Source organism: Flavobacterium eburneipallidum (assembly GCF_027111355.2).
GTDB classification, from domain to species: domain Bacteria; phylum Bacteroidota; class Bacteroidia; order Flavobacteriales; family Flavobacteriaceae; genus Flavobacterium; species Flavobacterium eburneipallidum.
In genome coordinates this window covers 3,834,101-3,845,436 of record NZ_CP114291.2, presented here as the reverse complement: position 1 = coordinate 3,845,436, position 11,336 = coordinate 3,834,101, and the positions used below count along the sequence as shown (strand labels likewise).

13 protein-coding genes are annotated in these 11,336 nt (G+C 33.1%); 2 read left to right on the top strand and 11 right to left on the bottom strand.

Annotated features, from left to right (window positions below):
- Positions 1-819 precede the first annotated feature (819 nt).
- The 6 genes from OZP15_RS16255 to tamL all read right to left on the bottom strand — a co-directional run bounded on the left by OZP15_RS16255 (position 820) and on the right by tamL (position 7,165).
- Positions 820-1,245, bottom strand: a complete 426-nt coding sequence (locus tag OZP15_RS16255) for a hypothetical protein (protein ID WP_281336650.1) — start codon at positions 1,243-1,245, stop codon at positions 820-822.
- Between the two features lie 4 nt (positions 1,246-1,249).
- Positions 1,250-1,477 carry a hypothetical protein gene (locus OZP15_RS16250; RefSeq protein WP_281336649.1) on the bottom strand — a complete coding sequence of 76 codons (228 nt, stop codon included), beginning with the start codon at positions 1,475-1,477 and terminating at the stop codon, positions 1,250-1,252.
- A gap of 444 nt (positions 1,478-1,921) precedes the next feature.
- Entirely contained in the window at positions 1,922-2,146 is a 225-nt protein-coding gene (locus OZP15_RS16245; protein WP_269226462.1) for a hypothetical protein, read from the bottom strand.
- 229 nt (positions 2,147-2,375) lie between these two features.
- A complete protein-coding gene (accD, locus tag OZP15_RS16240; RefSeq protein ID WP_269226461.1) occupies positions 2,376-3,230 on the bottom strand; it encodes an acetyl-CoA carboxylase, carboxyltransferase subunit beta in 855 nt (284 codons plus the stop codon).
- A gap of 247 nt (positions 3,231-3,477) precedes the next feature.
- Complete coding sequence (gene fbaA / locus OZP15_RS16235; protein WP_281336648.1) at positions 3,478-4,545, bottom strand: class II fructose-bisphosphate aldolase; 1,068 nt, start codon at positions 4,543-4,545, stop codon at positions 3,478-3,480.
- 64 nt (positions 4,546-4,609) lie between these two features.
- A complete protein-coding gene (gene tamL / locus OZP15_RS16230) occupies positions 4,610-7,165 on the bottom strand; it encodes a translocation and assembly module lipoprotein TamL (RefSeq protein WP_281336647.1) in 2,556 nt (851 codons plus the stop codon).
- 35 nt (positions 7,166-7,200) lie between these two features.
- Here tamL and OZP15_RS16225 point away from each other — a divergent pair, with 35 nt between their 5' ends.
- Entirely contained in the window at positions 7,201-7,941 is a 741-nt protein-coding gene (locus OZP15_RS16225; protein WP_281336646.1) for a TrmH family RNA methyltransferase, read from the top strand.
- Positions 7,942-7,961: 20 nt separating this feature from the next.
- Here the strand turns inward: OZP15_RS16225 and porT are convergent, their stop codons facing one another.
- The 4 genes from porT to OZP15_RS16205 are packed head-to-tail and all read right to left on the bottom strand — an operon-like array spanning position 7,962 to position 10,303.
- The gene (gene porT / locus OZP15_RS16220) at positions 7,962-8,681 is read right to left on the bottom strand and encodes a type IX secretion/gliding motility protein PorT/SprT (RefSeq protein WP_269226460.1); all 720 of its coding nucleotides are present in this window, start codon (positions 8,679-8,681) and stop codon (positions 7,962-7,964) included.
- 1 nt (position 8,682) lies between these two features.
- Positions 8,683-9,414 carry a bifunctional demethylmenaquinone methyltransferase/2-methoxy-6-polyprenyl-1,4-benzoquinol methylase UbiE gene (ubiE, locus tag OZP15_RS16215; RefSeq protein WP_269226459.1) on the bottom strand — a complete coding sequence of 244 codons (732 nt, stop codon included), beginning with the start codon at positions 9,412-9,414 and terminating at the stop codon, positions 8,683-8,685.
- A gap of 58 nt (positions 9,415-9,472) precedes the next feature.
- The gene (locus tag OZP15_RS16210) at positions 9,473-9,958 is read right to left on the bottom strand and encodes a dihydrofolate reductase (RefSeq protein WP_269226458.1); all 486 of its coding nucleotides are present in this window, start codon (positions 9,956-9,958) and stop codon (positions 9,473-9,475) included.
- Between the two features lie 3 nt (positions 9,959-9,961).
- Positions 9,962-10,303, bottom strand: a complete 342-nt coding sequence (locus OZP15_RS16205) for a 2TM domain-containing protein (protein WP_281336645.1) — start codon at positions 10,301-10,303, stop codon at positions 9,962-9,964.
- A 237-nt stretch (positions 10,304-10,540) separates the two neighbouring features.
- Between OZP15_RS16205 and OZP15_RS16200 the strand changes: the two genes are divergently transcribed.
- Positions 10,541-10,837: an isoamylase early set domain-containing protein gene (locus OZP15_RS16200; protein ID WP_269226456.1), complete on the top strand. Its 297-nt coding sequence runs from the start codon at positions 10,541-10,543 to the stop codon at positions 10,835-10,837.
- A gap of 61 nt (positions 10,838-10,898) precedes the next feature.
- On the opposite strand, the gene OZP15_RS16195 is transcribed toward OZP15_RS16200, so the two are convergent.
- Positions 10,899-11,324, bottom strand: a complete 426-nt coding sequence (locus OZP15_RS16195) for an HIT family protein (RefSeq protein WP_269226455.1) — start codon at positions 11,322-11,324, stop codon at positions 10,899-10,901.
- Positions 11,325-11,336: the final 12 nt, after the last annotated feature.

The window sequence follows — 11,336 nt, the reverse complement described above, 5'->3', positions numbered from 1 at the left end:
AAACACCAATTTTAGTGAAAAATTTGCACTTATTTCACGTTTTGACTAGGAAATGTTTAAAAAATATGGTAAAAAGGGCGATTTAGGCTGGATGTTGTTAGAAATAAAAAAGTTACGAATACTCCAAATCTTAATTTTTGCAGCATTCGTAACTTTTTAAACAATAGACTTATAAAAAAATCCCGATTGCTCGGGACTTTGAATTTATCTGATAGCGTTATTTTGAATTAAAGGCTAAACGAAGTCTTCTATAACAAAAGTTCCTAAAATCAAGGAATGCTGTTCGACCCCGCTAGTCCAAGCATTAGTAAACACTAGGCTAGTCCGAGCACAATGTCATTAAGTTAAGCTTTATTTGTCATTCCGACGAAGGAGGAATCTCGTGTTAGTTGCTCACGTTTGTTGAGATTCTTCCTTCGTCAGAATGACAAAATCCCCCGCTACCGCACGAATCCTTTCGTGTGGACACCATATAAACATCTTCCTAAAAACTAAAAAGCACCTACTAAAACTGTTTAATAAATACAAAATTAAGCTTTATAACAAACTACCACACGAAAGGATTCGTGCGGGAGCGGGGGGAAAACAAAACGTTCGAAAAAAGACAAGTAGCTTAAACAACATTAAATAATATTTTCTTTTGAAAGGAAAGAGAAAAAATCTTTTCCCCTTCGCAAGACTTATTTTTTTTCCTAAACCAAATTTATTAAATTATTAGCAAAATGTAAATGAAAAATTTATGAATTATTATTTGGCAAAATCATAGTAATCGATCGGGTTATAGCTAGAGCTAGAATAGAATCCCAATATTAGCAATTCCTATTCTGCTTTATATTCGATTTGCCAATTCAAACTATCTAACTCCTTTAATGAATATTTGTGACTTTTTATTTTTTTATTATGAATTAAATTATCCATTTTATTCTCCATATTTTTATAGACATAATCTTGGATGTCCTCGTTATAAAAGAGTACATATAAATTACCATCGTTTGTCTCATCTTTTATTTCATCAGAAATACTACTCATAGTTGTATGAATTATTGGAGATTCAGAAGTGAATCTTTTTATTTTACATATATCACCAACTTGGTAATAAAACCCTTTATTAATATCTTTAGCTAACAAAACGCAACACATATCATTACTTGTTATATTTTTCACAGATAATTTATCTTTCTTATAACCACAACCCGTTAATAAAAAAAACATTAAACAGGCAACATAAAAAGAGCTTTTTTTCATAATATTAATTTCTAATTTTTTTCACATCAAAAAAATACATTTCATTAGTTTTGTCATATTCACCAGTATAAATATACCATAAAGTGTTGGCAGACTTTTCCGTGTAATCAAAAATACTCAGATTAAGTTGTGTATTGATTAAACTTGGCAATGCTATTAAAGGATAATAAAATCTTCCTAAAATTCGATATTGCAAAACGTGTCCTGGCTCGTGTGTACTGAATGTAGGCATATCTGAACCTAGCTCTACGAAGTCTTGTATAAAAAAAGTTACTAAAATCTAGTGATGCTGTTCGAATGTCTCCGACTTCGAACTCTGCTGTTTGGATTTGGATTCTTGTTTTATAATTGATTTTAGACATATAAAAACCGCTCTTTTAAAGCGGTCATTTTTAATATTTCGGTTTTTGTTTTGTTCCTCTAAAATTTACTATTTCGACAGAACCTTTTTTTGTATTTACTCTGTAAACCAAATAATTATTCTTGTCAACAATTGCTTTGTACAGCTTTTTATAGGTTTCTGATTTTGGGAATAGTTCTGGATTAAGACTAATTTGTTTAGTTACTTGTTTTATCTTCTTTTCCAGTTACAAAATCTCTCTTACTGTCCATTCTGCCTCTAAATATTGTATTACTCTTTCTAATCCTTTGTCTGCTTGTGGCGTCCATTTTATTTCTAATGCCATTTTGCAAATTTACCCATTACTGTTTCGTGATTTACAAATTCATTATTATCGGCTTGCTTTATGCCAATTTCTATTTCTACCTGTTCTTCAGTTGATAATTCGTTAAACCAATCTTTTTTATTATCCTTTAAAATTTTTTCAAGCTTCTCTAAAAGACTTTCATCAACAGTAGCTAACTCTTGTATAAAACTATATTTTCTAGCTGCTAAATCCATAATATTAACCTTTTTAAGTGTTTTACAAATGTACAAATTCCGTTCAATATTTCTATTTTTTTTAGCTTATCGGATGAAAACTATTAATCAGCTGGGGGAAAAGGGCAATTTAGGCTGGATGTTGTTAGAAATAAAAAAATTACGAATATTCCAAATCTAAATTTTGAAGCATTCGTAACTTATTAAACAATAGACTTAAAAAAAATCCCGATTTCTCGGGACTTTGAATTTATCTAATAGCGTTATTTTGAATTAAATCAATGTATAAATTGATGGTGTCTTTCAATTCCTTTCTTGGAGTAATGAAATCCAAAAATCCATGTTCCATAACAAACTCGGAAGTTTGGAATCCTTCTGGTAAATCTTTTCCAGTCGTATCTTTTACAACTCTAGGACCAGCAAAACCAATCAATGCGCCTGGTTCGGCAATGTTAATGTCACCAAGCATCGCATAAGAGGCAGTTGTTCCACCAGTAGTTGGGTCGGTACAAAGCGAAATGTAAGGAATTTTTGCTTCGGCTAATTGGGCTAGTTTTACCGAAGTTTTTGCCAATTGCATTAAAGAAAGAGCCGCTTCCATCATTCTAGCACCACCAGATTTTGAAATCATTACAAATGGAATGTTGTTTTTGATAGAATAATCCACTCCACGAACAATTTTTTCTCCTACCACAGCTCCCATAGAACCTCCGATAAAAGCAAAATCCATACAACAAACTACCAAGTCTTTTCCTTTTGATTTTCCAACGCCTGTTCGAACCGCATCTTTCAATTTGGTTTTTGCCATAACGTCTTTCAAACGATCAGAATATTTTTTGGTATCCACAAAATGTAAAGGATCTTTTGAGGTAATTTTCTCATCCAATTCTACAAATTCGTTGTCGTCAAATAATATTTCGAAATATTCAGCACTACCAATTCGTACATGGAAACCATCTTCTGGACTTACCCATAGATTACGTGCCAATTCCTCGGCATCAATAATTTTTCCAGTAGGTGATTTGTACCAAAGTCCTTTTGGGACATCCATTTTGTCTTCGGTAGCTGTAGTAATTCCTTTTTCTGTTCTTTTAAACCAAGCCATTTTTGTTAATTATGAATTATGAGTTATGAGTTATGAATTACTTTAAAGCAGCAAAACAATAGCCGTACTTCTTATTTAAGACAGTGAGCAATCTACAAAATTACTTTTTTTTGATATAGAAACAAAAAATATGCAAGTATCTTTACTTTGAAACTGTTTGCATCTGTATTTTCTTTCTATTTTTTATAAAAAAAAATTACGAGAACATTAGTTGCTCTCGTAATTCGTAATTTGAAATTCGTAATTTTTATAGTGTATTTACGTTATTTAAATCTGCAAATGCTTGTTCTAATCTTTTTGTGAAAGTTACTTCACCCTCACGCAACCATTTTCTTGGATCGTAATATTTTTTGTTTGGAGCATCAGCACCAGTTGGGTTTCCGATTTGAGTTTTCAAGTATTCGATGTTATCCACCATAAAATCACGGATTCCTTCAGTAAAAGCAAATTGCAAATCCGTATCAATGTTCATTTTGATAACACCGTAGCTAATTCCTTCTCTGATTTCTTCTAATGTAGAACCTGAACCTCCGTGGAAAACGAAGTCAACTGGGTTGTGACCTGTTTTGAATTTTGCTTGAACAAAATCTTGAGAGTTTTTCAAGATTTTTGGAGTCAATTTTACGTTTCCTGGTTTGTAAACACCGTGAACGTTTCCAAAAGCAGCTGCAATAGTAAATCTTGGACTTACTTTTGATAATTCTTCGTAAGCATAAGCTACTTCTTCGGGTTGTGTGTATAATTTTGAACTATCTACATCTGAATTATCTACACCGTCTTCTTCACCACCAGTAATTCCTAGTTCGATTTCTAATGTCATTCCCATTTTGCTCATACGAGCTAAATATTCTTTACAAATTTCGATGTTTTCTTCGATTGGCTCTTCTGACAAATCAATCATGTGTGAAGAGTATAATGGTTTTCCAGTTTCGGCAAAATGTTTTTCAGAAGCATCTAATAATCCGTCAATCCAAGGTAATAATTTTTTAGCACAGTGATCCGTATGAAGAATTACAGTTGCTCCATAAGCTTCTGCCAAAGTGTGGATGTGTTTTGCCCCTGCAATTCCACCAGCGATTGCTGCTTTTTCACCAGCGTTAGAAAGTCCTTTTCCAGCATTGAATTGTGCTCCTCCGTTTGAAAATTGGATAATTACTGGCGCATTTAATTTTGCAGCAGTTTCCAAAACTCCATTTATCGTGTCTGATCCAATAACATTTACAGCTGGAAGTGCAAAGCCTTTTTCTTTCGCATAATTGAAGATTTCTTGAACTTGATCTCCTGTAGCTACTCCTGGTTTGATATTATGTGCCATAGTAATTTGTTTATTTTGTTTTTATTTGGTTATATAATCAATGCAAAAATAAGATTAAATGCAGTTAAAATGGATAATTTATACCAAAATTAAGTACAGAATTTGCGAAATCGTATTCGTTAAACCATCTTTTATTGCTTTCATTAGCTGGGTTATAAGTTTTAAATCCTAAATCAAATCGGACTACAAAAAAGTTCAAATCATAGCGCAAACCAAATCCTGTTCCTAGTGCTAATTCTTTTAAATCAGATGCTTTTTTAAACGAAGCGCTGTCAAAAGTGATGTTGTCTAGTACATTCCAAATATTGCCAGCATCGGCAAATAATGCCCCTTTTAAACTGCCAAATATTTTAAATCGGAATTCGGCACTCAAAGCTATTTTCATATTGGCTTCGTTGAAATCATTTATCGCACCGCTGCTTCCTGGTCCTAAACGATAGGGTTGCCAAGCTCTATTGTCATTCGATCCGCCAGCAAAGTAACTTCTCGAAAACGGAATATTATTAGAGTTTCCGTAAGGGATTGCAATTCCAAAAAAGGAACGAATAGCAATTACTTTCTCTTTAGATAAATCCCAATATTTGATGTAATCAAACTCTGTTTTGATGTATTCTGAATATTCTAAATTAAAGATTTCATAGTTTCCATTTTTGTTTTTTTGCAAACCAGTAGTGTTTGAAATTAGTGACAAAAGTGAACCTGCTGATTCTATTTTTGTTCTAAAAAGATAAAAGTTATTGTCTTGTATGTCGGTTTTAGTTGTTTTAGAAAAGGTAAAACTAGAGGCCAAAATGAAATCATTTTCTGTTAGTCTAATGCGTCTTTCCTCAATATTGAGCACATCAGCATATTCTTGGTCTGCTGTGGTTAAAGCGGTGTTGTTGGACAAAACGGCGTTTGTAAATCCTTTTGTTCCAGATTCTATTCTTAAATTGCCATCGTCATCAACAAATTCAGGTTCAGTGTTGTATGTTTTTCCAATATTGTTCAAGGCATTATATGAAGATTCATAAACGTTGAAGTAGTTTTCAGGGTTCAAATTTCGAACGTATTGCATATTGAATAAGTCAAAACGAGCGGTGCTATTTCGTTTTGGAGTCCAATTGTAGGCGAGGATACTAGTGAAATTTTGTTTGTCTAGTCCAATATTTTGTTGTGTTGACAATCCTGCCGAAAGAATGGTTGATGGAATCATGCTTTTAGGAATGATTTTTTCAGTCTCGAAAGGCAACCATATTCTTGGGATATTTAATTTTAAATCGATTCCATATTCCGATACATTGAAAAAATTATTTTTAGGGTTGGCCATATCTTGAGAAGAACCAATGTTACCTCTGCCTGATATTTCTAATGTTTCGGCTCCGTTAAATATATTTCGAATCGTTCCTCCAACGCTGGCTGATATTCCAATATCCTGAATGTTAGAGTGGGTAACATCAAGACTTGGGTTGAAACTGTACTTTTTTCGAGGAGATAAATAGACTTTGGCAATCAAAGATTGTGCTGTTGAGTCTCTTTTGTCCACTTCATACAAAATTGTTGGATAGTTAAATGTTTTGAGATTATTCAAATAGCGTGTGGTCAAAACAGTTCGGAAATCGGCAAATAAATTTCCTTTGTTGATAAAAACAGCATCGGTTATGGCTCTTGGTCTGTATTTTAATTTGCTGTGACTGTAAAGGTTAAAGTTGTTATAAGTTGTACTGTCTGTGATGGGCTCTTTGCTAGTTGCGGCTGAATAATCGGTATAAATTTTTACGTCGCTTATTTTGTATATTTTAAAAGGTTCTGTTTTAGTAGAGTCGTTTTCTTGATACGAATAATTATTTATTTTTAGATTGACATTTACTTTGTTATTGCTGTTGAGAGTGTCTAAATCATAAGTTATGTAATTGGATTGAAAATTATAGGCACCACGATTTCTAAAATGAGTACTAATCCTGTTTTTTTCTTCTTCAAAATCTTTGGTTTTGTATTGATTGCCTGATTTCAAAATGGCTTCTGCCTTGTTTGCTTCGTACAAAGAATCCAATGCAGGAGTTTTGATACTGGTTTTTATGGTGTCAAGAAAATAAGGATTTCCAGTGGTTAGGGTGTATTTTACAGCGGCTTTTTTGGCAGTAATACTATCTACTTTGTAATTGGCTTTTACACTAAAAAAGCCATTGTTGAAATAATAGTATTTCAATCTCGAAATCGATTTGTTAGCTCTAATGGTGTCAAGAATAACGGGAGCTTCTCCAGTTTTTTTTAAGAAATTTGGAATTCCTTTGTACCAAAAGGATTGTCCCAAACGATCTACTTGTTTAGCCGATAACAATTTGGACATTCGTTCGTACTTGTCTGGATTGTTTGTGAATTTAGCCTGGTACGAGGAGTCTGGATTCGGTTTAGCCAGATTGTATAAATTCAACCGTAGTCGGTAACCCAAAATCGAACTGTTGGGTTTTTGATACAATTGATTGATTACTTCTTCATCATTAGTTTTTTTCTCATTTACAGAAATTTCATTCTTGGTAAGAAGCTGTTTACCTTTCGGGACACGTTTTGTAGTCTCGCAAGCCGAGATAATTATTCCGATTAAAATAAATGTTGTTATTTTTGTGCTAATCTTTTTCAACTGTTCTTAAAATATAATTCAAAAGTACATTTTTTATGGTTAGTAAAAACCAAATAAAGCTTATAACGAGTTTGCAACAAAAAAAATATAGGGCTGCTCATCAATTATTTATTGCAGAGGGCATAAAGGTAATCCAAGAATTGGTAGCATCAAATTTTGAATTAGAACATTTATACACCACTCAAAACGATTTTCAGGAAGTTTCTAAAGATAAAAAAACTACAATTTCAGAAACTGATTTAAAAAAAATCAGTGCTCTGACAACTCCAAATACCTGTTTGGCTGTTTTTAAAATTCCAGCCGAGAAAAAAATTATCGAATCAGGATTGATTGTGGCTCTTGATTCCATCCGTGACCCAGGCAATTTAGGAACTATATTGCGATTGTGCGACTGGTTCGGAATTGGTCAATTAATTTGTTCCAAGGAAACTGTTGATATTTATAATCCAAAAGTAGTTCAAGCCACAATGGGTTCTATTGCTAGAGTGAATGTGAATTATATTGATTTAGAATCTTTTATTAAAGAAACTCAACTGCCAGTTTTTGGAACTTTTATGGATGGAACCAATATTTATAAAACGAATTTGCCTCAAGAGGGAATCATTATAATGGGCAACGAAGCCAATGGAATTTCTCCACAACTTGAAAAATGGGCTAAAAATAGGTTGTCTATTCCTCGTTTTGGAACCCTTCAAAAAACAGAAAGCCTTAATGTAGCTACCGCAACGGCTATTGTTTTGAGTGAATTTTGCCGAAACCTGAACACTGAAATCTGAACACTGCCTACTATTTAAGACTAGTGAAAAGTAAAATTGATAAAAACAGCTCTGGTTTTCATCGATTCAATATTTCCAGTCCACGGACTATTAGCGTCGTTATCACGAATTAATTCATCGTTAAGTCCGAAAACACCACGTATAGAAGGAGAAAATATAAAATATTCTGAAAAAATATCAATACCAAAACCAAGTTCATAATTTGTTGTCCAAGGTTTTACTCTAAAGATATCCTCGGAATTGTCATCTATTACTTTTGAATTGCTCGATAAATTTAAAGTTGCCGAAACACCACCCAATAAATACGGACGAACATTTCCAGTTCTTAATGCAGAAAATTTCAGTAATAAAGGAAAATGTAGGTTAGTACTATTTACTTCTCGAATCACATCCGAACGAGTAGGAGTAGTCGGGAAATAGCTCAAAGGGTAGTATAAATCTCTTTTAGTGTAATACAATCCGGGTTCAAATCGCAGCCGAATGTATTCATGAAGCTTCAAATCAGCAACCAATCCCACATTGAAACCATTGCTTTTTTTGACCTGAATATCCTCGCTTACTGTTTTATAATCCATTTTGAAGTCATAGGAATTAAAACCCAAGTAAAACCCAAAATGCAAACGTTGTTTTTGAAAATTCTCTAGATTAATAATAGGATCTTTACTGAATAGTCTATTGGCTATTTGAGCCTGACCTTTAGTAACGATTGCTAATAACAGTATGATAATTATTTTTCTCATATTATTTTTTGGAAGCTGAATAAATAGTGGCCACTCCAAAAGTTTGTGGCAAAGCAACCACATCTATAAACCCAATTTTTCTCAAAATATTGTTTAGCGCTTCACCATAAGGAAAAGCCGCTGCCGATTCTGACAAATATCCGTAAGCAACATTGTCTTTTGAGAAGAGTTTGCCAATAAGAGGTAAGATGTTTTTGCTGTAAAAGGTGTAGCCTTGCTTGTAAGGCGTTTTGTTTGGAACCGAAGTTTCTAAAATAACAAAAATCCCATTAGGTTTTAAAACTCTCAAAATTTCAGCCAATCCTTTTTCTAGATTTTCAAAATTTCGAACACCAAAAGCCACTGTTATAGCATCAAAATAATTGTCATCAAAGGGCATGTTCTCCGAATCTGCCAAAACCATTTCTATAGTGCTGGATAACTTTTTTTCTTCAATTTTTTTCTTACCCACTTCCAGCATTCCTGCCGAAATATCTAAACCAATGATTTGTTCGGCCTTGGTTTCTGCCATTAAAATTGCCAAATCGCCTGTTCCTGTGGCAATATCCAAAATTGTTTTCGGATTGGTTTTAGCTACCATTTGCAACACTTTTTTGCGCCATTTCACGTCTATTCCAAAAGAAATAACTCGATTTAGGTTGTCATAATTACCCGAAATGGTGTCGAACATGGAGGCAACTTGTTCTTTTTTGCTTAAAGTAGAGTCTTTATAAGGAGTGATGTTTTTTGACATTTTTTAAAATTTGAAACAAAGGTAAACTAGATTTTTGGATATTTTCTGTTTAGCAGGTTTACTTTTTTCTAACAAATGTTTGAAAAGTATAATCAAAAAGATGTTTTTCGTCTTTTGTGTTAAAGGTTTCGCTGGTTAAGTCCCAGATTTCAGGATTTATTTCAGGGAAATAAACATCTGCTTCGAATGAATGATGCACTCTTGTGATGTCCAATTGATCCGCAAAAGCCATAGATTGAGTGTAAATTTCGCCACCGCCAATTACAAAAATAGTTTCATTTTTAGGACAAACTTCAATTGCTTTTTGTATTGAATCGACAACGATACAACCCTCGTACTGAAAATCTTTTTGTCGAGTTATAATAACGTGAGTTCTATTAGGCAAAGGTTTTGGGAAACTTTCAAACGTTTTTCTCCCCATAATAATATAATGTCCAGAAGTAACTGCTTTGAATCGTTTGAAATCATTAGGCAAGTGCCAAAGTAAATCGTTGTTCTTTCCTAACGCATTGTTTTCGGCAACAGCCGCAATCATAATTATCATTTTTTATTGAGTTTTAGAGGCTGTTTCTTCTTCTATTTTAGTTTGTAGTTGGGCTATTTTTTTTTCTTGTTTAAGAATCAGCCTGTCGATTTGTTCTTTTTCCCAGGCTTTATTCATAAATCTATCTGTGATATACACTTTTATGAAGTGCAGTACAAATAAAAATGCCCATGCGGCAATGACCCAAATACACCAGTTAGCAGTAAAGCCAAATGCTTGAAAATGATTGGAAATAAATAGGAAGATGCTGCCCAGAACAAATAAAACAAAGTGGAAATACAGTCTCTTTTTTTGAACTATTCTTCTTCGAGCATATTCATATAGTTCTTGTTGTTCTTTTTCCATAAAGTCAAATTTTGATTATAAAGATAAAATTTATTTTGAAATGCTATTATTTTAATTTAAGATTCTTCAAAGACTCCTATTTTCTATTTTGGGATGTAAAAAAATTAGGCAATCATTTTTAGGAATCTATCCGAAAATTAGGATTGTTTTTAAGATAGTCGTAAATCTGTCCTTTAAATGTTGGATGTAAAAAGAAATAAGCGTACTTTGTTGTATAATTATAAAAATGAAATGGTTATGGCAATAAAAAAACAATTCGTAAAAACGAAACCGGTTTGTAAAGTTACATTTTCGGTTGAAGCCAAAGAAGCAAGTACAGCTTCAGTTGTGGGCGATTTCAATGATTGGAATCCTGAAAAAGGAGAGTTGTCAAAGTTGAAAAACGGTACTTTCAAGGGAGTTTTTGAAATTCCAAAAGAGGCGTCTTATGAGTTTAAGTATATTGTAGATGGTGCTTACATCAACGAGCCAGAAGCTGATTCTTTTATTTGGAATGGTTTTGCAGGTGCCGAAAATGGTGTTTTAGTAGTTTAAATAAAAATAAAATCCGCTGTAAAGCGGATTTTTTATTTTGGTTCAAGAATAAGATTGGTGTTTATAAGCCTGCTTTTATTTTTGCGATTACTTCATTGTATTCTGCGTCAGAAAGATATGTTTTTTGTGGGTTCATTTCAAATACACCTCCAAAACCGTATCCGTCTTTGTATTTAGGAACGATGTGCATGTGCAGATGCGATAGAGTATCTGCATAAGCACCGTAGTTGATTTTTGTTGGGTTAAATGCTGCTGCAATGGCTTTGGCAGTTTTGGCAACATCACGCATAAAAGCATCACGTTGATCATCACTCAATTCGTGAAGTTCCACGCCGTGGTCCTTATAAACTACATTACAACGACCCGTATAAGATTGCTCTTTGAACAAGAATAATTGCGAAACTTCTAAATCCGTAATTTTAATCATTAAATTGTGTAATGTCTCATTGTTTTGGCAATACAAACATTCTGAAGCTGGTGTTGGCATATTTTTATATAA